Annotated in this window: 18 protein-coding genes and 1 pseudogene; 14 read left to right on the forward strand and 5 right to left on the reverse strand. The window is 59.9% G+C overall.

The features are described from left to right. Nucleotides 1-18 precede the first annotated feature (18 nt). The 6 genes from G6N74_RS18550 (at nt 19) to G6N74_RS18575 (ending at nt 8,560) form a co-directional block, all read left to right on the forward strand. Nucleotides 19-864: a transporter substrate-binding domain-containing protein gene (locus tag G6N74_RS18550; RefSeq protein WP_165119430.1), complete on the forward strand. Its 846-nt coding sequence runs from the start codon at nt 19-21 to the stop codon at nt 862-864. A 176-nt stretch (nt 865-1,040) separates the two neighbouring features. Next, nucleotides 1,041-3,131 carry a hydantoinase/oxoprolinase family protein gene (locus tag G6N74_RS18555; protein ID WP_165119431.1) on the forward strand — a complete coding sequence of 697 codons (2,091 nt, stop codon included), beginning with the start codon at nt 1,041-1,043 and terminating at the stop codon, nt 3,129-3,131. Nucleotides 3,132-3,145: 14 nt separating this feature from the next. Beyond that, on the forward strand, nt 3,146-4,783 hold the full coding sequence (locus tag G6N74_RS18560; protein ID WP_165119432.1) for a hydantoinase B/oxoprolinase family protein: 1,638 nt from the start codon (nt 3,146-3,148) through the stop codon (nt 4,781-4,783). 72 nt (nt 4,784-4,855) lie between these two features. Then, on the forward strand, nt 4,856-6,061 hold the full coding sequence (locus G6N74_RS18565) for a pyridoxal phosphate-dependent aminotransferase (RefSeq protein ID WP_165119433.1): 1,206 nt from the start codon (nt 4,856-4,858) through the stop codon (nt 6,059-6,061). 77 nt (nt 6,062-6,138) lie between these two features. Further along, nucleotides 6,139-7,044, forward strand: a complete 906-nt coding sequence (kdgD, locus tag G6N74_RS18570) for a 5-dehydro-4-deoxyglucarate dehydratase (protein ID WP_165119434.1) — start codon at nt 6,139-6,141, stop codon at nt 7,042-7,044. A gap of 82 nt (nt 7,045-7,126) precedes the next feature. Further along, a complete protein-coding gene (locus tag G6N74_RS18575; protein WP_165119435.1) occupies nt 7,127-8,560 on the forward strand; it encodes an aldehyde dehydrogenase family protein in 1,434 nt (477 codons plus the stop codon). A gap of 404 nt (nt 8,561-8,964) precedes the next feature. On the opposite strand, the gene G6N74_RS18580 is transcribed toward G6N74_RS18575, so the two are convergent. Both G6N74_RS18580 and G6N74_RS18585 read right to left on the reverse strand, forming a co-directional pair. Further along, nucleotides 8,965-9,114, reverse strand: a complete 150-nt coding sequence (locus tag G6N74_RS18580) for a hypothetical protein (protein ID WP_165119436.1) — start codon at nt 9,112-9,114, stop codon at nt 8,965-8,967. Between the two features lie 76 nt (nt 9,115-9,190). Beyond that, a complete protein-coding gene (locus G6N74_RS18585) occupies nt 9,191-9,760 on the reverse strand; it encodes a TetR/AcrR family transcriptional regulator (protein ID WP_165119437.1) in 570 nt (189 codons plus the stop codon). A 130-nt stretch (nt 9,761-9,890) separates the two neighbouring features. Here G6N74_RS18585 and G6N74_RS18590 point away from each other — a divergent pair, with 130 nt between their 5' ends. Beyond that, nucleotides 9,891-10,319 (forward strand): tautomerase family protein, encoded by a 429-nt coding sequence (locus tag G6N74_RS18590; protein WP_165119438.1) that lies wholly within the window; start codon nt 9,891-9,893, stop codon nt 10,317-10,319. Nucleotides 10,320-10,337: 18 nt separating this feature from the next. Further along, on the forward strand, nt 10,338-11,150 hold the full coding sequence (locus G6N74_RS18595; protein WP_165119439.1) for an SDR family NAD(P)-dependent oxidoreductase: 813 nt from the start codon (nt 10,338-10,340) through the stop codon (nt 11,148-11,150). Between the two features lie 360 nt (nt 11,151-11,510). Here G6N74_RS18595 and G6N74_RS18600 read toward each other — a convergent pair whose 3' ends face one another. Beyond that, the gene (locus G6N74_RS18600) at nt 11,511-12,923 is read right to left on the reverse strand and encodes a helix-turn-helix domain-containing protein (RefSeq protein ID WP_165119440.1); all 1,413 of its coding nucleotides are present in this window, start codon (nt 12,921-12,923) and stop codon (nt 11,511-11,513) included. A gap of 132 nt (nt 12,924-13,055) precedes the next feature. Here G6N74_RS18600 and G6N74_RS18605 point away from each other — a divergent pair, with 132 nt between their 5' ends. The 6 genes and pseudogenes from G6N74_RS18605 (at nt 13,056) to purU (ending at nt 21,026) form a co-directional block, all read left to right on the forward strand. Beyond that, nucleotides 13,056-13,637: a biotin transporter BioY gene (locus G6N74_RS18605; RefSeq protein ID WP_165119441.1), complete on the forward strand. Its 582-nt coding sequence runs from the start codon at nt 13,056-13,058 to the stop codon at nt 13,635-13,637. Then, the gene (locus G6N74_RS18610; RefSeq protein ID WP_165119442.1) at nt 13,637-15,169 is read left to right on the forward strand and encodes an acyl-CoA carboxylase subunit beta; all 1,533 of its coding nucleotides are present in this window, start codon (nt 13,637-13,639) and stop codon (nt 15,167-15,169) included. Before G6N74_RS18605 ends, G6N74_RS18610 begins: the two co-directional genes overlap by 1 nt. A gap of 8 nt (nt 15,170-15,177) precedes the next feature. Next, nucleotides 15,178-17,181: an acetyl-CoA carboxylase biotin carboxylase subunit gene (locus G6N74_RS18615; protein WP_165119443.1), complete on the forward strand. Its 2,004-nt coding sequence runs from the start codon at nt 15,178-15,180 to the stop codon at nt 17,179-17,181. Nucleotides 17,182-17,191: 10 nt separating this feature from the next. Beyond that, complete coding sequence (gene scpA / locus G6N74_RS18620) at nt 17,192-19,333, forward strand: methylmalonyl-CoA mutase (protein WP_165119444.1); 2,142 nt, start codon at nt 17,192-17,194, stop codon at nt 19,331-19,333. Between the two features lie 459 nt (nt 19,334-19,792). Continuing rightward, nucleotides 19,793-20,089: pseudogene (locus G6N74_RS18625) on the forward strand (bifunctional methylenetetrahydrofolate dehydrogenase/methenyltetrahydrofolate cyclohydrolase); the annotation flags it as partial. A gap of 52 nt (nt 20,090-20,141) precedes the next feature. After that, entirely contained in the window at nt 20,142-21,026 is an 885-nt protein-coding gene (purU, locus tag G6N74_RS18630; RefSeq protein ID WP_165119445.1) for a formyltetrahydrofolate deformylase, read from the forward strand. A 120-nt stretch (nt 21,027-21,146) separates the two neighbouring features. Here the strand turns inward: purU and G6N74_RS18635 are convergent, their stop codons facing one another. Together G6N74_RS18635 and G6N74_RS18640 are read right to left on the reverse strand one after the other, a co-directional pair. Next, nucleotides 21,147-21,581: a RidA family protein gene (locus tag G6N74_RS18635; RefSeq protein WP_165119446.1), complete on the reverse strand. Its 435-nt coding sequence runs from the start codon at nt 21,579-21,581 to the stop codon at nt 21,147-21,149. Continuing rightward, a complete protein-coding gene (locus tag G6N74_RS18640; RefSeq protein WP_165119447.1) occupies nt 21,578-22,792 on the reverse strand; it encodes a pyridoxal phosphate-dependent aminotransferase in 1,215 nt (404 codons plus the stop codon). The genes G6N74_RS18635 and G6N74_RS18640 overlap by 4 nt, the downstream gene beginning before the upstream one ends. Nucleotides 22,793-22,955 lie beyond the last annotated feature (163 nt).

Raw genomic sequence — 22,955 nt, forward strand, 5'->3', positions numbered from 1 at the left:
CCAACCAGAGGTGACTACATGTTGAATACAGCATTGATCCTTTCGCGTTCGAAAGTGCTGGGCGGGTTTGCCGCCGTGCTTCTCGCGGCGTCCTCCTTCGTAACGACGGCGCTGGCCGTAACGCCCGAAGAACTCAAGGCCAAGGGTACCGCCACCATCGGCGTGCAGATGGATCAGTTTCCATGGGGCTTCATCGACCAGAACGGTCAGAATGACGGCTTCGACATCGAGATCGCCAGGATGATCGCCAAGGAGCTCGGCGTTGACGCGAAGTTCGAGCGCATCACCGGCCAGAACCGCATTCCTCTCCTCATCAACGGCAATGTCGATTTCCTGGTGCCGTCGATGACGATCACCGAAGAGCGTGCCAAGGTCATCCAGTATGTCATTCCCTATTCGTCGAACGATATCACGGTCTGGGGCAAGACGGATGCCGCCATCAAGGGGAACGACGATCTTGAGAAATATGTCATCGGCGTCAATCGCGGCAGTGCCTTCGAACCGCTGCTCGTGAAGGTCGCGCCGCCGAACACGAAGATCAAGCGGTTCGACGACGATGCGACGACCGTCCAGGCGCTTCTTTCCGGCCAGGTCGATGCGATCCTGGGCAGTGTGACCTACGGGCTCGTCATCAAGCAGACCGGAAACGATGCCCAGTTCGAGCGCAAGTACAAGGTTGCCGACAATTTCCAAGGCATGGCAGTGCGCAAGGGCGATCAGGAGATGCTCGACCTTCTCACGGATTTCGTGACCCGTCATACCGCTGATGGTTCGCTGGACGCGCTCTACAAGAAGTGGATCGGTGTCGACCGCGCGAAGCTTCCCACCACGCTGCCGGGGGTCGATTTCACCGGCAAGCAGTAACGCTGGAGCCCTGCGCGACCGCGAGGACTGCCGCGCAGGGCACCAGATACATCAACCACTGAAGAGTTTTTGGCCCCCGCCTGTTGGTGCGGGCGGGGGTAGGCCGCTGCACGTCGAAACTAAGCCTTCACGGGCGCGGCGCAACAAAAGCTCGCTTACGGAGCATGAGCAAGAAAATGGCGAAAGATGGCAAGCAGATCAGGGTCGGTGTCGATATCGGCGGCACCTTCACCGACGTTGCAATGGAGGTAGGCGTCACGCTCCATTCGATCAAAGTGCTGACGGACTATTCCTTCCCTGAAAATGCGATCGTCAAGGGGATACATCAGGTTGCCGAGGTCGCGGGAGTGGAGCTCTCCGAAATCGACACGATCATCCACGGCACGACGCTCGCCACCAATGCTCTGATAGAGCGGCGCGGCGCCAGGACCGCCTTCATCACCACCAAGGGTTTTCGCGACGTCATCGAGATGCGGACCGAAAGCCGCTTCGAGCAGTACGACCTCAACATCGTCCTGCCGGCGCCTCTGGTTTCGCGAGATGAGCGCTTCGTGCTCGACGAGCGTATCGGGGCCGACGGATCAGTGTTGAAGGCACTGGACCTCCTCGAGGTCGATGCCCTTTGCGACCGCATCATCGCCGCCGGCTACGAAAGCGTGGCGATCGGTTTCATCCATTCTTACCTCAACGGCGCTCACGAAAAGGTGGTGCGCGAGCGGCTGCTGGCCAGGAAACCGGACATTTCCGTCTCCATCTCCTCGGAAGTCTCGCCGCAGATGCGCGAATTCCAGCGTTTCAACACGGTCTGCGCTAACGCCTTCGTCAAGCCGTTGATGGCATCTTACCTCAATCGCCTCGTCGGGCGGTTGACCGAAGAAGGCACGCGCTGCCAGGTCTTCATGATCCATTCCGGTGGCGGCATCATCAGTATCGAGAGCGCTGTCGAATTTCCGGTTCGCCTGCTCGAATCCGGCCCGGCCGGCGGCGCGATCTTCGCGGCCCACATCGCTAACAGCTATGGTCTCGACCAGGTGCTCTCCTATGACATGGGCGGAACGACCGCCAAGATCTGCCTGATCGAGAAGCAGACGCCGAAGACATCGAAGACGTTTGAGGTCGCCCGAACCTGGCGCTTCAAGAAGGGCAGCGGTATGCCGATCTCCATCCCGGTCATCGAGATGGTCGAGATCGGCGCTGGTGGAGGCTCGATCGCGACGGTCGACAGCATGCGCCAGATCCGCGTCGGTCCACACAGCGCTGGCTCCGAACCGGGCCCCGCCTGCTATGGCCGCGGCGGTGCGAACCCGACGGTTACCGATGCGGACCTGATCCTCGGCCGTCTTGATGCCGAGGAATTTGCCGGTGGCGCAATGAAGCTCGACCGGCCCGCTTCCGACCAGGCCATGCGCGCTGGCCTGGCGGTCAAACTCGACATGGATGAGGTGACGGCCGCTTACGGCCTCAGCGAGGTGGTCGACGAGAACATGAGCAATGCCGCCCGCATGCATGCGGTGGAAAACGGCAAGGAACTCTCCGAATTCACCATGATTGCTTTCGGCGGTGCCGCACCCATTCATGCCGCCCGCCTTTGCGAAAAGCTCGGCATATCGGAACTGCTGATCCCGCCGGGCGCAGGCGTGGGTTCCGCAATCGGCTTCCTGCGTGCCCCCTTCGGTTTCGAATCCGTCCGCAGCGCCTATAGCCGCCTTAGCCGTTTCGATGCGGCAGGTATCAACCAGACGATCGCGGACCTGATTGCGGAAGCAACATCCTTCGTGCGCTCCGGCGCGCCGGATGCCGATCCCGATCTCGAATGCACGGCCTACATGCGTTACGTCGGGCAGGGCTGGGAGGTGCCGGTCACGATCGCGGTGCGTGACTACGTAGATGGCGACGGCGCATTGTTCCGCGAGCTGTTCGATGAACAGTACGAACATTTCTTCGGCCGCGTTATCGATGGTCTCGACGTCGAAATCGTCAGCTGGTCGCTGCGCGCGGCCTCCAAGGTGACCGCGCCGCAACGGATCGGCAAGACTGCCGGGAGAGCCGCGGCGGCCGTCCGCGGCAACCGTGAAATCTTCGATGTCCAGGAGGGCAAGTTCCAGAAGGCCTCGATCGTCTCCCGTAACGAAATGCAGCCGGGCGACTGGGTCTCGGGTCCCGCCGTCATCACCGAACGCGAGACCTCGACCATCATCACGGCGAGCCGCGAAGTCATCATGCAGGCCGATGGCTGCCTGCTGTTACGCGTCAAGCAGACAGCTTGAACGGAGGATTACCCATGAAAACCAACGTACTTTCCGACGTTCACATGCAGATCATGTGGAACCGGTTGATCTCCGTGGTCGAGGAGCAGGCCGTCACCCTCATCCGCACCGCCTTCAGCACCAGCGTGCGTGAATCGGGGGATCTTTCGGCCGGCGTCTTCAACCGCGGCGGCAAGATGATCGCCCAAGCCGTGACCGGCACGCCCGGCCACGTCAACGCCATGGCCGAGGCAGTCGGCCACTTCATCCGTGACATCGGCCCTGAAAACATCTTCGAAGGTGACGTCTACATCACCAACGACCCTTGGAAGGGCACCGGCCACCTGCACGACTTCACCGTCGTCTCGCCCAGCTTCCGCAATGGAGCGCTGGTCGGCTACTTCGCCTGCACGGCGCATGTCGTCGATGTCGGTGGCCGTGGTTTCGGCCCGGATGCCAACGAGGTGTATGAAGAGGGCATCTTCGTTCCGATTATGAAGTTCGCGGAGCGCGGCAAGGTCAACAAGGACCTGGTCAACATCCTGCGCAACAATGTGCGCGAGAGCCACCAGGTGGTCGGCGACGTCTATTCGCTCGCTGCCTGCAACGAGATCGGCCATCGCCGCTTGATGGACATGATGGGCGAGTTCGATCTTGCGGATCTGGAGACGCTGGGCGAATTTATCTTCAAGCGCAGCTACGATGCCACGCTGGAACTGATCGCAGCGCTGCCGAAGGGCACCTATTCGAACGTCATGCGCGTCGACGGCTACGGTTCGCCGATCGATATCGCGGTTCGCCTCGACGTGGCAGAGGACCACATCCTCGCCGATTTCGAGGGAACCTCGCCGCCAAGCCCGAAGGGTATCAACTGCCCGATCATCTATTCCGCGGCCTATGCCTGCTATGGCCTGAAGTGCTCGATCGCACCGGAAATCCCGAACAACCACGCGTCCTTGCTGCCGTTTCGCGTAACCGCGCCTGAAAACTGCATTCTGAACGCGCAGCATCCGGCACCGGTGTCGGTGCGCCACGTGCTCGGTCACCTCGTTCCCGACGCCGTGCTGGGCGCCGTGCACAAGATGCTGCCCGGTCGCGTGCCGGCGGAAGGGGCGGGCGCGCTCTGGAACCTGCATGTCAGCGTTCGCCCGCTGCATGGCGAGCAGGCGCCGGCCGACGGCGGCCAGCGCGCAGAGGTCCTGTTGTTCAACAGCGGCGGCGCGGGTGCCCGTCCGGCGCTCGACGGTCTGAGCGCCACGGCTTTCCCTAGCGGCGTGCATTCGATGTCGATCGAAGCGACGGAGCATGTCGGCCCGGTCATCTTCTGGCGCAAGGAGCTGCGTGACGGTTCCGGTGGCGCCGGCCAGTTCCGCGGTGGGCTCGGCCAGGTGGTGGAAATCTCGCCGACCAAAGGCCACGAAATGCATTTCAATGCCATGTTCGACCGCGTCGAGCATCCGGCATGCGGTCGCGAGGGCGGAGAAAGCGGCGCAGCCGGTGCCGTACTGCTTGACGACGGGACCCGTCTTGCATCCAAGGGGCGCCAGCATGTGCCCGCCGGACGCAGGCTGATCCTGCAGCTGCCGGGTGGCGGCGGCTATGGCCCAGCCGAAAAGCGCGATCCGGATGCTGCCCGGCGTGACAGAGATTTCGACTACGTCATCGCCAAGTAAGACCTTCCGGAGGCCGGGAGGAGCGCAGGCTTCGCCCGGTCCCAGATACCGGAATAACTAGGGGAACCGGAGATGAAATTCGAGAACAAGCGTGCAGCGGGCATAAAGTCGTCGCCAAGCATGGCAATCGCCATGGCCGCCAAGAAACTGGCGGCTGAAGGCCACGACATTATCGATCTGTCTCTGGGCGAGCCGGATTTCGAGCCGCCGGTCCATGTTACCGAAGCAGCCTGCGAAGCCATTCGCAGGGGCAGGGTGCGCTACGGCGCGCCGGCAGGCATGGAGAGCCTGCGCCAGGCGATCGTCGGTAAATTCAAGACCGAGAATGACCTTGATTACACGGTCGACGAGGTCACGGTGGCTAACGGTGCCAAGCAGATACTGTTTGACGTGTTTCTGGCCACGCTGGAGCCGGGCGACGAGGTCATCATTCCCACGCCGTGCTGGGTATCCTACGGCGACATCGTCTCCCTGCATGGTGGCGAGCCGGTCTATATCAATTGCGGACCTGATGCCGGCTTCAAGCTCACCGCCGAGAAACTCGACGCAGCGATCACGCCAAAGACCCGCTGGCTGATGCTGAATTCGCCGTCCAACCCGACCGGTGCGATCTATACGGCTGATGAATACCGGGCACTTGCCGGCGTTCTGGAACGCCATCCTCAGGTGCTGGTGGTCTCGGATGAGATATACGAGCACATCCTTCTCAAGGACGTCCCGTTCGTTTCTTTCGGCCAAGCCTGCCCGGAGTTGCGGGAACGTACGCTGATCGTCAACGGCGTTTCCAAGGCCTATGCGATGACCGGATGGCGCGTCGGCTATGCCGCAGGCCCGAAGGCCTTGATCGCAGCGCTCAACAAGATGCAATCGCAGAGCGTCTCATCGGTTTCGACCGTAGCGCAGGCGGCTGCCCTGGCGGCGATCACCGGTGATCAGGCATTTGTCGGCAAGGCCGCAGAAACCTTCGCCAAACGGGCGAAAATCATTGTCGGACATCTAAGCAAGATCGAAGAGCTCGACTTTACCCCGCCGGACGGTGCCTTTTACGCTTTCATCGGCGTCGAAAGGCTGCTCGGCAAGAAGACGGCGAATGGAGAGATCATCGCCGACGACACGGCGTTCGCCTCGCATCTTCTGCATCGTTTCGGCCTGTCGAGCGTGCCCGGTGCCGCGTTCGGCGCACCGGGGTTCATACGCCTCTCGATCGCGGCCTCCGACCCTGAATTGGAGAGCGCCTGCGCGCGCCTTGCCACCATGGTGCGTTCACTCGAGGGCTGAGCAAAGTCGACAACAACCAGTTTCAATCAGGCCGCATCGGCATTCTTCGCTGCGGCCTCTAACGGAGGGTTACATCCATGAAAACCGAAGACCTGAAGCACGCGCTGGGCGCCGGCCTTCTCTCATTCCCGGTAACGCATTTCGATGCCGAGGGAAACTTCAACGCCAAAAGCTATGCGGAGCATGTCAATTGGCTTTCCGGCTTCGAGGCGGCCACGCTGTTTGCCGCCGGCGGGACGGGCGAGTTCTTTTCGCTGACGCCGGAGGAAATTCCGCAGATCGTACGTGTCGCCAAGGAAGCAGCCGGCAAGACGCCAATCGTATCCGGCTGTGGCTACGGCACCAATATTGCTGTCTCGATTGCCAAATCCGTCGAAAAGGCGGGTGCAGATGGCATCTTGCTGCTGCCGCACTATCTCATCGATGCGCCGCAAGAAGGTCTTTACCGGCATATCAAGGCGGTGTGCCAGGCCACCGGCATGGGTGTGATGGTCTACAACCGCGACAATTCCGTTCTTCAGGCCGATACCCTTGCTCGGCTTTGCGATGAATGCCCGAACCTCGTCGGCTTCAAAGACGGCACTGGCGACATCGGCCTCGTCCGCCAGATTACCGCGAAGATGGGTGATCGCCTGACCTATCTGGGCGGCATGCCGACGGCTGAACTCTTTGCCGAAGCCTATCTCGGAGCCGGCTTCACCACTTATTCTTCCGCCGTCTTCAACTTCGTCCCGGGCCTGGCGCTGGAATTCTACAAGGCACTGCGTGCCGGTGAGCGCGCCAGATGCGAGGAAATCTTGAACGGCTTCTTCTACCCGTTTATGGCGATCCGCAACCGTGCGAAGGGTTATGCCGTGTCCGCCATCAAGGCCGGCGTACGCCTTCAGGGCTTTGATGCAGGTCCCGTTCGCTCGCCGCTGCAGGATCTGACAGCCGAGGAAATTTCGATGATGGAAGCCTTGATTGAGCAACACAAGCGCTAGCCAGGAAAGGGCCATCCATGTCATTGACAGGGGCGGCTCGGCCTGCCGCTATGCGCCAGTTCACCCAGCAGTCGGAGATAACATGACGATCCACCAGAACCTGATTGCCGGCGAATGGGTCGGCAGCGATGCGACCAAAAACATCAACCCGTCCAATACCGGCGACGTAGTGGGCGAGTACGCTCGGGGCTCTGTTGAAGATACCAAGGCGGCAATCGCGGCGGCCAAGGCTGCCTTCCCATCCTGGTCGCGCTCCGGCATCCTCGAGCGCCATGCCATCCTGCGCAAGACCGCCGACGAGATTCTCGCTCGCAGGGACGAAATCGGTCGCCTGCTGTCGCGAGAAGAAGGCAAGACGCTCGCTGAAGGAATCGGCGAGACCGTGCGCGCCGGCCAGATCTTTGATTTTTTCGCAGGCGAGTGCCTGCGCCTTGCCGGCGAGTTGCTGCCCTCGGTGCGCCCGAACATCGGCGTCGAGATTACCCGTGAGCCGGTCGGCGTCGTCGGCGTCATTACGCCGTGGAACTTCCCGATCGCCATCCCCGCCTGGAAGATCGCGCCCGCGCTCTGCTACGGCAACACGGTCGTCTTCAAGCCGGCTGAACTCGTCCCGGGCTGCTCTTGGGCGATCGTCGACATTTTGGTCCGCGCCGGCCTGCCGAAGGGGGTGCTGAACCTTGTCATGGGCAAGGGCTCCGTCGTCGGCCAGACGATGCTCGACAGTCCAGACGTCCATGCCGTCACGTTCACCGGCTCTACCGGTACCGGCAAGCGCGTCGCCACTGCCTCCGTAGAACATAACCGCAAGTACCAGCTCGAAATGGGCGGCAAGAATCCTTTCGTCGTGCTCGACGATGCGGATCTCAATGTCGCGGTCGAAGCTGCCGTCAACTCGGCCTTTTTCTCGACCGGCCAGCGTTGCACGGCCTCCTCGCGAATCATCGTCACGGAAGCTATCCATGACCGGTTCGTTGCCGCCGCGGGCGAGCGCCTGAAAAGCGTCGTAATCGACGATGCCCTGAAGGCAGGCACCCATATCGGTCCGGTCGTCGATGAGACGCAGTTGAAACAGGACACGGATTACATCGAAATCGGCAGACAAGAAGGCGCAAAGCTTGCCTTCGGCGGCGAGCTTCTGAAGCGCGATACGCCTGGCTTCTACCTTCAGCCGGCACTCTTCACTGAGGCGACGAACGACATGCGTATCTCGCGCGAAGAGATTTTTGGCCCAGTTGCCGCGGTCATCCGCGTCAAGGATTATGAGGAGGCGCTGGCCGTCGCCAACGACACGCCATTCGGCCTTTCCTCCGGCATCGCCACGACGAGCCTCAAGCATGCGACGCATTTCAAACGCAATGCGGAAGCCGGCATGGTGATGGTTAACCTGCCGACGGCGGGGGTCGACTTCCATGTGCCGTTCGGGGGCCGCAAAGGCTCGTCGTACGGGTCGCGCGAGCAGGGCAAAAACGCCAACGAGTTCTATACAACCATCAAGACCGCCTACACTTTGGCGTGAAGCCTGAGCAGGCGCAGAAGCAGAGCAAAAGCGAAACTCGCTTAGCCATCCCGGTGCCAAGTAATCCTAGTGGCCGTTCGATTCCGTTGAAGGTGCTAGGCCCGCTTGGCTGCTGTCGGGCTCCAAGCTAACTTAAGTGGCGAATTGGAATCCAACCCATCACGCCTTCCGTGCTCGTGATTTGCACTCGAAAGTCGCATAAAATGCAGTGTGGAAGGCAATCTTCGCTACAGAAATCTCCCGCGATCTGATCAGCATGCTGGGTGCGCCGCAGTTCGCAGCCAAGCATCTTTTCTCTATTTCCCGACGCGAGGTCAGTAAGCTGTATGGCTTTTTGGTGCGGTATCAGCTCTCTGCGAAAATCAACATCGAAAGGCCCCGCCGATGGATGGGGCCTCCGATCTTTAGAACCCGTATTTCGGCGGTGTCGATCCTTCCTTGTAGATCACTGCGGCGTCCGTGGCGCCGTAGGCTGTGTCGGTTTTCTCAAGGATTTTCGTATAGTCGCTTGTCTTGATGAGGTGATCGTAGGCTGCTTTGAGAGCTTCGAGCATCTTTTCCGAATCGAGATTATCCCGATGGCTACTGCTACTCAGAAAATCGTCCTGCCGTCCTCGCGCGACATCCGCTTCAACCAGCAGCCCCGTTACGATGCGTCCGAACCGCTTGAAGCAGTTCTTGCGATAGCGCTGCATCATTTGAGGTGCGGGACAGCAAGACCGCGCCTACCATCTCAGAGAGGGTCCGGAGGGCTTGTGAACGACTGTCCTTTGTCTGCTCTTCGGATGGCGCGTCCAGCAAGCTGGCATAGGCTTGAATCGCCTGCGTGAATACACTGCGGATGTTTTCCGGCTGTCGGGCTGCCTCGCCTGCCAGCGCCGGCAGAAGACATCCCTGAGCTACATTGTCGCGGTGCCTGTCCGACAGGTAAGCGTGGATGAACGCGGCGCGACGATCCGCAGTGTCCTCCAGATAGTCTTCCCAGAAGCCAAATGTCTGCGCAAGCGCAGCCGTACAAGCCTCCTCAACGAGTTGCGCTTTGGAATTGAACTGCTTGTAGAAGCCGCCATGGGTCAGTCCGGCCTCGCTCATCAGATCATTGATAGCCACGCCATCCATGCCCTTCTCGCGAAAGAGGGCGCTGGACATAGATACAACTCGTTCCCGGTTCTGGCGGGCTTGTTCACGGCTCACGCGCATGGCCTTGCTCCAAAAAGATGTTGACTGACATCTAACAGATATTTAGATGTCAAACAACATCTTTAAGGATGCTTGTGGTCCCCGCAGGTGCTGAAGCGGGGCACCCATTCAACATGCGTGGAGAACGAGAATGCCACTTTGGAAAGTTTATCATCCGGTCGGCGCCTATTCGCAGAAAGACAAGAAGGCGATCTCGCAGTCGCTGTCTGACCTCTATGGCCGCATGATGCCGCGCTTCTATGTCGGCGTGATCTTCCAGGAGGTCAATGCCGACAATTTCTACATTGGGGGAGAGCCTAACGCACAGTTTGTCCGTATCTGGGTCGATCATGTTGCCCGGACCTTCACATCCGATGCAATGAAGGTCGGCTTCTTCAACAGGATCAACGAAATCCTGGCTCCCTGGATCTCGCAACGCGGTTACGACTGGGAAATCCACATCGATGAAACGCCGTTCGATCTCTGGACCATCCAGGGGCATTTTCCACCACGGGAAGGCACCGAAGATGAAAAGCGCTGGATGAGCGAGAACCGCGCTTCTCCCCGCACCCACGCATAGTTCTTCTGGGAGACACAGATGTCTATCATACCAAAAGACGGTCGCATTCTCATCACCGGCGCATCTTCCGGGATCGGAGAAGCGTACGCCATAAAACTTGCCGGACGCGGGCACAAACTGAGCCTTCTCGCGCGGAGAAAGGATCGCCTTGAAGCGCTGGCACAAAGGCTGAGGTCCGATTTCAGCGCTGATGCGGAAACCATTGTCGCTGACCTCGAAGACGCCGTTCATCTCGGCCGCCTAGAAGAGCGCCTTACCCGCGACGACTTCTCTGGCGTTATAAACAATGCCGGTGCTGGTGGTCTCGGTTTCCTTGCAGACTCGTCCACGCAAAGTGTCGAGCGAACCGTTACGTTGAATATCGTTGCTCTTACGCGGTTGTCACGGGCCGCTCTGATTGCTTTCAAACGCAAGAACGCAGGGTTGCTCGTAAATATCGGCTCAGTGCTTGCGCATGCGCCGTCTCCAGGCGGTGCCATCTACAGCGGCTCGAAAGCATTTGTGCTGAACTTCACACGTTCCCTGCAAATGGAATTTGCCGAGACGGATGTGAGTATCCAGCTTGTCATGCCGGGGCCTGTCCGGACTGAATTCTTTTCCAGTCAGGGAATGGACGGATCTGTCTTTCCCGCCGCCGCCTACCTCAGTGCTGATGAACTCGTCGAAGCGGCGTTGGCGGGTCTGGAGAATCGGGAGCTTGTTACCGTACCGTCTCTTCCTGACCTGCAAAGCTGGGAACGCCTGGAGACCATTCGACGGGAATTCCTGGCCGCGACGATGTCAGGCAAAGTCGCTGACCGATATGGGGCTGGAGACCCAGCTTTGGAATAAGTGACAGTTAGCTTGCAAAACGATCGCTACGGGTTTGAGTGGCGACAAACCCGCCCCGGCGGCCCGGTGCTCGGATGCGCAACTTCGAAAGCGCTCTGAAACTCTATTGTATAGGCGCAGGGCGTTATCCGACCACGAGCAGAGGATATTTTGGGGTGCACGGCTTTTTCGTCGTTCCCTCGCTGCGAACGTCAGGACAGTCGTCGCACGCGGCCGGATCGTCCTTTGCTCCTGGAATCGTGCCTCAAACTACGCATTCGCAAGCCGACTGTGGTCTGCGAAGCGTCCTTACTGAATCGATCAGTCCATCTTGTCGTCGAAATTCGTACTATGACCCAAATGCCGCAGTGATATTTTCACTCAGACGATCTCGTAAGGTATTGCACCTCGACTGTGTGGAGTGACCATGATCTTGCGTTTCAATGGTGGTACGGCACGCTGCTGGCAGTTGGTGCGCTCGCAGATGCGGCAGGAGATGCCGATCGGATCGAACGCTGCCCGGTTTCCGAGGTCGATCTTGTCGGCGTAGACGAAGGCGCCGGCATAGGCGATCTCGCATCCGAGCGCGATGGCGTAGCGGCGCTGCGGCGCGTTGAAGCCGCCACCGGCCTTGGCCAGTTCGGTCGCGACGCTGAGATAGCGCACGCCGTCCGGGGTCTCGGCCAATTGACGGATGAGGCGGCCCGGAGTTTCGAATGCCTGATGGACATTCCATAGGGGACAGGCTCCGCCGAAACGGGCGAACTGCAATTTCGCAGCACTGTGACGCTTGGTTATGTTGCCGGCCCGGTCGATGCGGGCGAAGAAGACCGGAACGCCTTTCAGTTCCGGTCGCTGCAGGGTCGAAAGGCGATGTGCGACCTGTTCGATGCTTGCGCCGAAGCGCGCGGCCAGAAGTTCCAGATCATGACGCAGTTCCTTGGCCTCAGAAAGGAACAACTGGTATGGCAGGATCAGTGCGCCGGCAAAATAGTTGTAGAGGCCAATCCTGCATATCTCGAAAGCTTCAGCGGAGCGGAAGTTCGCCTTTCGCGCTAATGCCGTCACTTCTTCACCCATTTCCAACTCGGCGATCTGGAAAGCTATTTGGAAATTGCGGGTTGCAGTTGGCGAATAAGGGTTCAGGAAGAGCAGCTTTGACCTGGCATCGAAGCGCCGGATGATATCCTCGTCTGCCGCCGCGCGTGCCACACGTACCCCGTGCCGGCTTTCAAGATGGGCGCCAAGGGCAGCTCCGGTCTCCCGTTCGCCGATGCCCAATTCGCCGGCCAGCCGCTCGGCTGCGATATCGAGCTCGTGAATATAATTGTCGACGAAATGGAAGAAGTCGCGCACCTCCTCGTAAGGGGTCGGCTCGTTGAATGCGCTCGATTGGCCGAAACGATCATCGAGGCTTGCAAGCTGCTCGCTGCTTCGCCGAAAGGCCTGATGACAGGCAATCAGCGCGCGCGCCAACCCCGGCGCATTCTGGGTGATCAGCTTCAATTCCTGGAGATTGGGCTTGTAGTTGTCGAATACGGGATCGGCCAGCGCCTCGGTGACTGCCGAAAGCAGCCGGTCGTCGTCTCCCAGTGAGATGGCGCCGATATCGATCTGGAAGTTCTCGGCTAAAGCTAGGAGCACTGCCGCCGAAACCGGCCGCTGATTATTCTCGATCTGGTTGAGGTAGCTGGTCGAGATGCCGATGCGCTCGGCAAAGACGGCTTGCGTAACCTTATGAGATTCGCGGATTTCCCGGATCTTGCGGCCTACATAAAGTTTTCGAGTCGCCATGTTTGCAATTTCGCAATTTACAATTTTCAAAACTTTACATTACACAAGCATACCTCTTCAACCATTTCCGCCTAGCCGACCGCGATTTATGGAAGCCACTCGGTGGCCAATCCTATCTCGGGGAGCGAAACGATGACCCTCTACACCGCAATCACGGCGAAATCCGGCGCCCGCCTCACTGCGACCAATGTTCTTGTCGTTGTGGCGGGATCGCTTCTCCTTGCGCTTTCAGCCAAGATTCAGGTGCCGTTCTATCCAATCCCCATGTCCATGCAGACATTCGTCGTCATCGGCCTTGGTTTGGCTCTTGGTTCAAGCCTGGGGTGGTGCACCGTGCTGCTCTATCTTGCCGAAGGTGCGGCTGGTCTGCCGGTTTTCGCCGGCACACCGGAGAAAGGTCTGGGCCTTGCCTATATGACGGGACCGACAGGCGGCTTCCTGATCGGTTTTCTGCTGGCAGCCGCCCTGGCCGGCTGGCTTGCTGAGCGGGGATGGGATCGCAACCCTTTGACCGCAATGGCTGCTGCTCTTCTGGCTGCCGCTGTCATCTATGTGCCGGGCCTGATCTGGCTGGGCAGTGTAATCGGTTTCGACAGGCCGGTTATGCAATTCGGCCTTATCCCTTTCATCCCCGGCGACATCGCCAAGGCATTGCTGGCAGCTCTCGTATTTCCGGTCGCCTGGAAGTGGCTCGACGCGCGGGGCAACCGCTGATGCGCGCCGTTCTCGAACAGCTTGAAGACCGCCGTTCAGAAGCCCGGTTCGGCGGCGGGCAAAAGCGAATCGATGCACAGCATGCCAAGGGCAAGCTGACCGCACGCGAACGCCTCGACGTTCTCCTCGATGAGGGATCGTTCGAGGAATACGACATGTACGTCACCCACCGCGCCACCGATTTCGGCATGGCCGGCCAGAAGGTCGCCGGCGACGGTGTGGTCACCGGCTGGGGAACGATCAACGGCCGTCTGGTCTATGTCTTCTCCCAGGATTTCACCGTTCTCGGCGGCTCGCTGTCGGAAACCCACGCCCAGAAGATATGCAAGATCATGGACATGGCCGTGCGCAACGGCGCGCCGGTGATCGGACTGAACGACAGCGGCGGCGCCCGCATCCAGGAAGGCGTGGCTTCGCTCGCCGGCTATGCCGACGTGTTCAAGCGCAATGTCGATGCCTCGGGCGTCGTGCCGCAGATCTCGGTCATCATGGGACCATGTGCGGGCGGTGCGGTCTACTCGCCCGCCATGACCGATTTCATCTTCATGGTGCGTGACAGTTCCTACATGTTCGTCACCGGTCCGGACGTGGTGAAGACGGTCACCAACGAGATCGTGACGGCCGAAGAGCTCGGCGGCGCACGCACCCATACGGCAAAATCGTCGGTCGCCGACGGCGCCTACGACAACGACATCGAGGCGCTGGAGCAGGTGCGCGCGCTGTTCGATTTCCTGCCGCTCAACAACCGTGAAAAGCCGCCGCTTCGCCCATTCTACGACGACCCGTCGCGGCTGGAAATGCGGCTCGATACGCTCGTGCCGGACAGCGCCAACAAGCCTTACGACATGCGCGAGCTTATTCTGGCGCTGGCCGACGAGAGCGATTTCTTCGAAATCCAGGAAGCATTCGCCAGAAACATCATCACCGGCTTCCTGCGCATCGAAGGCCAGACGGTCGGCGTTGTCGCCAACCAGCCGATGGTACTCGCCGGTTGCCTCGACATCGACAGTTCGCGCAAGGCAGCACGCTTCGTGCGCTTTTGCGACGCCTTCTCCATCCCGATCCTGACGCTGGTCGACGTGCCGGGTTTCCTGCCGGGAACGGCACAGGAATATGGCGGCGTCATAAAGCATGGGGCGAAGCTGCTCTTCGCTTATAGCCAAGCGACCGTGCCGATGGTGACGCTGATCACGCGCAAAGCCTATGGCGGCGCTTACGACGTCATGGCCTCGAAACACATCGGCGCCGACGTCAACTACGCCTGGCCAACCGCAGAAATCGCGGTGATGGGCGCCAAGGGCGCGACCGAAATCCTCTATCGCTCCGAACTTGGCGACAAGGACAAGATCGCCGCCCGTACCAGGGAATATGAAGAGCGTTTCGCCAATCCTTTCGTCGCCGCCGAACGCGGCTTCATCGATGAGGTGATCATGCCGCATTCCTCGCGCCGACGCATCGCCCGCGCCTTTGCTGCGCTACGCGGCAAAAGCGTCGAGACGCGCTGGAAGAAGCACGACACGATACCGCTGTGAGGCCGCAGATGTTCAAGAAAATCCTCATCGCCAATCGCGGCGAAATCGCCTGCCGGGTCATCAAGACGGCGCAGAAGCTCGGCATCGCCACCGTCGCCGTCTATTCGGATGCCGACCGCGAGGCGCTGCATGTGAAGATGGCCGACGAGGCCGTGCATATCGGCCCGCCGCCGTCCAACCAATCCTACATCGTCATCGGCAAGATCCTTGATGCGGTGAAGGCAACCGGGGCGGATGCCGTGCATCCGGGCTACGGCTTCCTGTCGGAGAACGCCAATTTCGCCGAGGCACTGAAGGCTGAAGGCGTTGCCTTCATCGGCCCGCCGCCGGTGGCGATCGAGGCGATGGGCGACAAGATCACCTCCAAGAAGATCGCCGCATCGGCCGGTGTCTCGACGGTGCCCGGCCATATGGGCCTGATCGCGGACGCCGATGAAGCCGTGAAGATCGCCGGCAAGATCGGCTATCCCGTGATGATCAAGGCCTCCGCCGGCGGCGGCGGCAAGGGCATGCGTATTGCCTGGAACGACGCCGAGGCCCGTGAAGGTTTCCAGTCGTCGAAAAATGAGGCGAAATCTTCCTTCGGCGACGATCGCATCTTCATCGAAAAGTTCGTCACCCAGCCGCGCCATATCGAGATTCAGGTGTTGGGCGACCAGCATGGTAATCTCATCTATCTCGGCGAGCGTGAATGCTCGATCCAGCGGCGCAACCAGAAGGTCATCGAGGAAGCTCCCTCGCCATTTCTGGATGCTGCAACACGCAAAGCCATGGGCGAGCAGGCGGTGGCGCTGGCCAAGGCTGTCGGCTATTTCTCGGCAGGCACGGTCGAGTTCATCGTCGATGCCGATAAGAAATTCTACTTCCTCGAAATGAACACACGGCTTCAGGTCGAGCATCCGGTGACGGAGCTGATCACCGGCATCGATCTGGTCGAAGAGATGATCCGCGTTGCCGCTGGCGAAAAGCTGCGCCTCACCCAGTCTGATGTGAAGCTGAATGGCTGGGCGATGGAAAGCCGGCTCTATGCGGAGGATCCCTATCGCAATTTCCTGCCGTCGATCGGACGGCTGAGCCGCTATCGTCCGCCTGCGGAGGGTATTCGCGAAAATAGCATCGTCGTGCGCAACGACACCGGCGTCTTCGAAGGCGGCGAGATATCGATGTACTACGACCCGATGATCGCCAAGCTGTGCACATGGGCGCCCGACAGGCTGACAGCCATCAACGCCATGGGCAAGGCTCTCGACGATTTCGAGGTCGAAGGCATCGGCCACAATCTGCCATTCCTGTCGGCAGTCATGGACCATCCGCGTTTTCGCGAAGGCCGGCTCACCACCGCCTTCATCGCCGAGGAATATCCGGACGGCTTTGCAGGCGTCGAGCCGTCATCGGACGATGCAAGGAAGCTCGCGGCAATCGCTGCTTTCATCAATCTCAGGGCTCAGAAGCGCAGCGTGCTGATTTCCGGGTCAATGGATAATCACCGCCGCATCATTGGCAGCGACTGGGTGGCGACGCTGGCCGGCGACAGCTTTGCAATCACGGTCAGGGAAGAAGGCGGCAAGACCATCGTCAGTTTCGGCGACGGCCCTTCGATCTCGGTCGCCAGCGATTGGCTTCCCGGCCGCAGCCACGCGCAATTCACCGTCGATAATGAGACGATCGGTGTGAAGACCGTGCCTGCTGCAACAGGTATGCGCCTGCGCTGGCGCGGCATGGATGTCGTGGCCTATGTGCGCACCCCGCGCGTTGCCGAACTGGCGTTGCTGATGCCGGAAAAGCTGCCGCCGGATACGTCGAAGATGCTGCTTTGTCCGATGCCCGGCGTGATCACCGCAGTCACCGTAAAGGCTGGAGACCAGGTCGAGGCCGGGCAAGCACTTGCCACTGTGGAAGCCATGAAAATGGAGAACGTGCTGCGCGCCGAGCGTCGGGGCGTCGTGGCGCGCATTGCGGCGGAGGCCGGCGCCAGCCTGGCGGTTGACGAACTCATCATGGAATTCGAGTGAGAGCAAATCGATGAGCGACCGCGTAACCTATGATGACTGGCAGAAACTCGCCGAGCGCGAGTTGAAAGCCTCGCCGGAGAGCATTGTCTGGCAGACGCCGGAAGGCATCGCGGTCAAGCCGCTCTACACGGCCGACGATCTCGAAGGCATAAACCAGCTTGACTCCCTGCCCGGCCTGAAGCCGTTCCTGCGCGGCCCGCGTGCCACCATGTATGCCGGCCGCCCGTGGACGATCCGGCAATATGCCGGCTTTTCGACAGCCGAAGAATCCAATGCCTTCTACCGCAAGGCGCTCGCTGCCGGACAGAAGGGCCTCTCCGTCGCCTTCGATCTCGCCACTCACCGCGGCTACGATTCGGACCATCCGCGCGTCGAAGGCGATGTTGGCAAGGCAGGTGTCGCGATCGACTCGGTCGAGGATATGAAGATCCTGTTCGACGGCATTCCGCTCGAGGAGATGTCGGTTTCGATGACAATGAACGGCGCGGTGATCCCGATCCTCGCCAGTTTCATTGTCGCCGGCGAAGAACAGGGCGTGCCACGCGCTCAACTGTCGGGAACCATCCAGAACGACATTCTCAAGGAGTTCATGGTCCGCAACACCTACATCTACCCGCCTGAGCCCTCGATGCGGATCATCGCCGACATTATCGAATATACAGCCAGGGAGATGCCGAAGTTCAACTCCATCTCCATCTCCGGCTATCACATGCAGGAAGCGGGCTCGACGCTGGTACAGGAACTGGCTTTCACGCTGGCCGACGGGCGCGAATATGTGCGGGCGGCCATCGCCAAGGGCCTGAATGTCGATGAATTCGCCGGCCGACTTTCCTTCTTCTTCGCCATCGGCATGAACTTCTTCATGGAAGCTGCCAAGCTGCGGGCGGCTAGGTTGCTGTGGTCGCGCATCATGGAAGAATTCCAGCCGAAGAAACAGTCGTCGCTGATGCTGCGCACGCATTGCCAGACCTCCGGCGTATCCCTGCAGGAGCAGGACCCATACAACAACATCGTGCGCACCGCCTTCGAGGCCATGTCGGCGGCCCTTGGCGGCACGCAGTCGCTGCACACCAATTCCTTTGACGAGGCGATTGCGCTGCCAACGGAGTTTTCCGCCCGCATCGCCCGCAACACACAGCTCATCCTCCAGCATGAGACTGGCGTCACCAAGGTCGTCGATCCCCTCGCCGGTTCCTACTATGTCGAAAGCCTGACCCATGAGCTGGCTGAAAAGGCCTGGGCGCTGATCGAGGACGTCCAGGCGATGGGCGGCATGACCAAGGCCGTTGCCACCGGCCTGCCCAAGCGCATGATCGAGGAAGCTGCGACCCGCCGACAGGCCGCCGTCGACAAAGGCGAGGAAGTCATCGTCGGCGTCAACAAATACCGCCTCGAGACCGAAGACCAGATCGACATTCTCGACATCGACAACGCCGCCGTACGGCTGTCGCAGATTGCCCGCATCGAGCGGACGAAACGGCAGCGCGATCCCAATCGAGTAGCCGAAACGCTCGCTGCACTTGGCGAAGTTGCGGCCAGCGGCCAAGGGAATATCCTAGAAGCGGCAGTGGAGGCAGTGCGTGCCCGAGCCACAGTCGGGGAAATTTCCGACGCCATGCGCAAGGTCTTCGGCGACCATACCGCCGTTCCGGAAGTGGTCCGCAAGGTCTATGGCAAGGCCTATGACAGCGAACCGGAGTTCAAGACGCTGGTTTCCCGTCTCGAAAATTTTTCAAACTCGCTCGGTGGCAAGCCGAAGATCATGGTCGCAAAGCTCGGTCAGGACGGACATGACCGCGGCGCCAAGATCATCGCCTCCGCCTTCGGCGATATCGGCTTCGACGTCGTTGCAGGGCCGCTGTTCCAGACGCCGATTGAGGCAGCCGATCTGGCCATCGCCTCGAAAGTGCATGTCGTCGGCGTCTCTTCGCTGGCGGCCGGCCACAAGACGCTGCTGCCGCAACTGGTCGACGCGTTGAAGCAGAAGGGCGCTGAGAACGTCATCGTGATCTGCGGCGGTGTCGTGCCGCGCCAGGACTATCAGTTCCTGCTCGACCATGGCGTAGTGGCGGTGTTCGGGCCTGGCACCAATGTGCTCGACGCTGCGCGCGCCGTACTTGATCTTATGGAGGGTAAGCGTCGGAACACCTGACCTGGAAGCATTCGGGAAAAGAACGGTTAGCGTTCTCGGCGAGATGGAAGACACGAATATGCGCTGTAAGGCCGCCTAACGGTGGCAAGTCTCGCGGACTTTTTTCGTCAATCCCGAAGAACCGGTATGGATGGCTCGGCTGCTGGTCCTCTGCCCGCCTCGCCGTTCGCGCAAACTCACCCCTCGACATGAAGGATCGTCTGAAGGACAGGGGATGTCGCTGGTTGGGCGGTAGCGACGGACGGCATGCTGGGTCGAAATCGACAAGGCCCTCTACGACGACGAGCTCCGCTATCTCCGTACGGATATCTACGCTTGGGAGGACACAGGGCCTTTCTCACCTTTCCTGCGCTAATGCTTAGGATTCGCCAAGCTCCGCATGCAACTTGGCTGGCGTTCTTCTATTGCAAATCCTGCTGGTGGTCATGAGATGGTGCATTTGCGACAGATCCGGTTTCGATCGTGAGCGCAGCGGACATCCTCGTGGTTGCCGTTGGGCGCCCTGAAATGATTCCGGGCAATTGGGTGAAGCCGGGTGCCACGGTAATCGATGTCGGTATCAATCGCATAGAGCGCGATGGAAAGCCGAAGCTGGTCGGCGACGTTGATTTCGAGAGTGCCGCCGCTGTGGCAGGTGCGATCACCCCGGTGCCCGGTGGGGTGGGTCCCATGACCATCGCTTGCCTGCTGGTTAACACCCTCACTGCCTGCTGCCGTGCCCATGGTCTCGGCGAGCCGGATATCCTTTCAGCTTGAAAGTGCTGCTACGCCGTTCTAGGACGTGCCCGATGACCTTCCAGGAGATTTCATGACTCAGTTTGCCCTAGCCGTGACTTGCCCGTCCACACGCGGGATCGTTGCCGCTATCACCACCTACCTGACTGAGAATGGATGCAACATAACCGACAGTTCGCAATTCGATGACAGCGAGAGCGGCAATTTCTTCATGCGGACCAGCTTCAAGTCGGAAACTGGCGCCGATCTCGCTGGCTTACGCGCCGGATTTGCAGCGACCGCCAAGTCGTTCGGCATGACCTATGCCTTCCATGACGAGACCGAGAGGATGAAGGTCGTGATCATGGTTTCGCGCTTTGGCCATTGCCTGAACGATCTGCTCTACCGCTGGCGGATCGGCGCATTACCGATCGACATCGTGGCGGTGATCTCCAACCATATGGATTACCAGAAAGTGGTCGTGAACCACGATATTCCGTTTCACTGCATCAAGGTGACGAAGGCCAACAAGACCGAAGCCGAGATGATGCAGATGCGCATTGTCGAGGAAGTCGGTGCGGAATTGATCGTTCTCGCGCGCTACATGCAGGTGCTGTCGGATGAGATGTGCCGGAAGATGTCGGGGCGGATCATCAATATCCACCATTCTTTCCTGCCGAGCTTCAAGGGAGCCAATCCCTACAAGCAGGCCCATGATCGGGGCGTGAAGCTGATCGGCGCCACGTCGCATTACGTCACCGCAGATCTCGACGAGGGTCCGATCATCGATCAGGACACTGTCCGGGTGACGCATGCCCAGAGCCCAAGCGATTATGTTTCGCTTGGTCGCGATGTGGAAAGCCAGGTGTTGGCCCGTGCGATCCATGCACATATTCATCGCCGCGTCTTCCTCAACGGTGATCGAACCGTCGTTTTTCCGGCCTCACCCGGATCCTATGCTTCCGAGCGGATGGGGTAAGGGCTGTCGGCAAGCGCTACGGCAGACTTTTGACAGCCGAATAAAAAAATGCGCCGTACTTGTCAGGTACGGCGCATTTTTTTAGAAAACATACGCTCGGCGTAGTCGCGAATAGCCGGCCTATACCGCTGCAACCAGTTGCACTTCCACGGGGGAATTGCCCGGCAGCGTCGCGACGCCGACTGCTGCGCGGCTGCCTATTCCCCGCTCGCCAAGCCTGGATTTCAGAAACTCGGACGCGAAGTCCGCCAGCTTCGAGTGTGCCGTAAAACCGGGCTCGGCAGCGATGTAGACCGTGAGGCTCAGGATGGCGGAAAGGCTTTCGCCCTCCGCAAGCTGCGCTTCGGCTGCCGCCAGCGCGTTGCTGCAGGCCAGGATCATCGCGTCCTTATGTAGGCCTGGGTCTGCATCGGCGAGCACTGGTCCGGTAAATTGCAGTACGCCATCCTTGCGCGGGGTCATTCCGGCCGTGAATATCATGCTGCCGTGCCGTGTCGCGGGGAGGTACAACCCCTGCGGCACCGGGTTCTTTTTATCCGCCGCGTTGCCGATCATGCGCGGTACCGGTCGACAAGGGTTACGAGACGCTTGGAGGCTGCAACGGCAGCGGCGTGGTCCTGCGAGAAGTTCAGGCGCACACTGCTTTCGGAAAACGGGCTGAACTCTGTTCCCGGTGTCACTATGACACCTGCTTGCAGGCGCAGGATACGGACAAAATCGTTGCCCGCCACGGACAGATGCGGCAGTGCCGGAAAAATGTAGCTACCTGCTTCGGTCGTACGGACTTGAATGCCTGAAGTCGCGCGGAAAACCTTCAACAGATCATCGCGGATCGCCTGGTGCTTGCGAATGCGCTCGTCCATCCATCCAGCCGGTTCGTTGAACCAGGTGCGCAAAACGGCCTGGCTATAGCCGCCGGCACGCAGCGATACGATTGCCTGCAGTTTCTCCATTCGGGAGATGATTTCCTTTGAGCCAAAGGCTACCCCCAGCCGATAGCCGCTGAGCGATTCCGTCTTTGACGGGCCCATGATGGTCACGACATTTTCCGCATCCACCTGCTGTGCGCGTAGGTGCGTATAATTCACGCCAGAATACAGAAGGCGCGAATAGAGCTGATCGACGATGACTGTCGCGTTGTATCGGCTCGCCAGAACAGCAATCTCTTCAATCTCTTCGCGAGAATAGACGACGCCGACCGGATTGTTGGGGTTCGAGAACAGAAACACCTTTGCCCCCGATTTGAACGCGTCTTCCAACTGGCCAAGATCGAGACCCGCAGCACCCTCGGTCGTCGCATAATCCATTCGAACGGGGATCATTTTTCCTTCGCAGAATTCCACCAGTTTGCGGTTGGCAAAATAATCGGGCTGGACGATCGCCACCTTGTCGCCCTGCGATACGGTCGAGGCGACGGCCAGGAATAGCGCGCCCTGGGTGCCGGGGGTAATGATCATGCCATCGCGGGCATCGACAGGCGCTCCGGTGAAGCTGGCCAGCCGCTCGGCGAGTTCTTCGCGGATGCCCAGATCACCGCGGTATTCCGTGTAGGCCTGCTTGCCGCCGGCTTCGACGCCCGCTGAGAAGACCTCGAATGAGTGGGGTGTTGGGGTGAACGCGTCCACATCACCGTGCGAGAAGTCCACCGGCCGCCCGGCGATCGTGTCACCACGCAACACTGAGTCGAGGCTGCCGGACAGCTGGCGCACCTCTTGTCCGGGCGCTGCGTCAGTGCCGAGGCGGCTGAATTTACTCTGGATGGTCATGGAAACTCCCGATTGACAGCCCTTCGGCTGCTGGAACGCGACGCCACTCTATGGCCTATATGAAACAATAAAATATGCTTGCCTCTTTCTTTAGAAGATAGAAAAAGTAAGGGGCTGTCCTAGGAGATTTGTTCTCTTAGGATGGCATGATGCGGTTAAAGCG

It is taken from the genome of Mesorhizobium zhangyense (assembly GCF_011045115.1).
GTDB lineage: Bacteria > Pseudomonadota > Alphaproteobacteria > Rhizobiales > Rhizobiaceae > Mesorhizobium_M > Mesorhizobium_M zhangyense.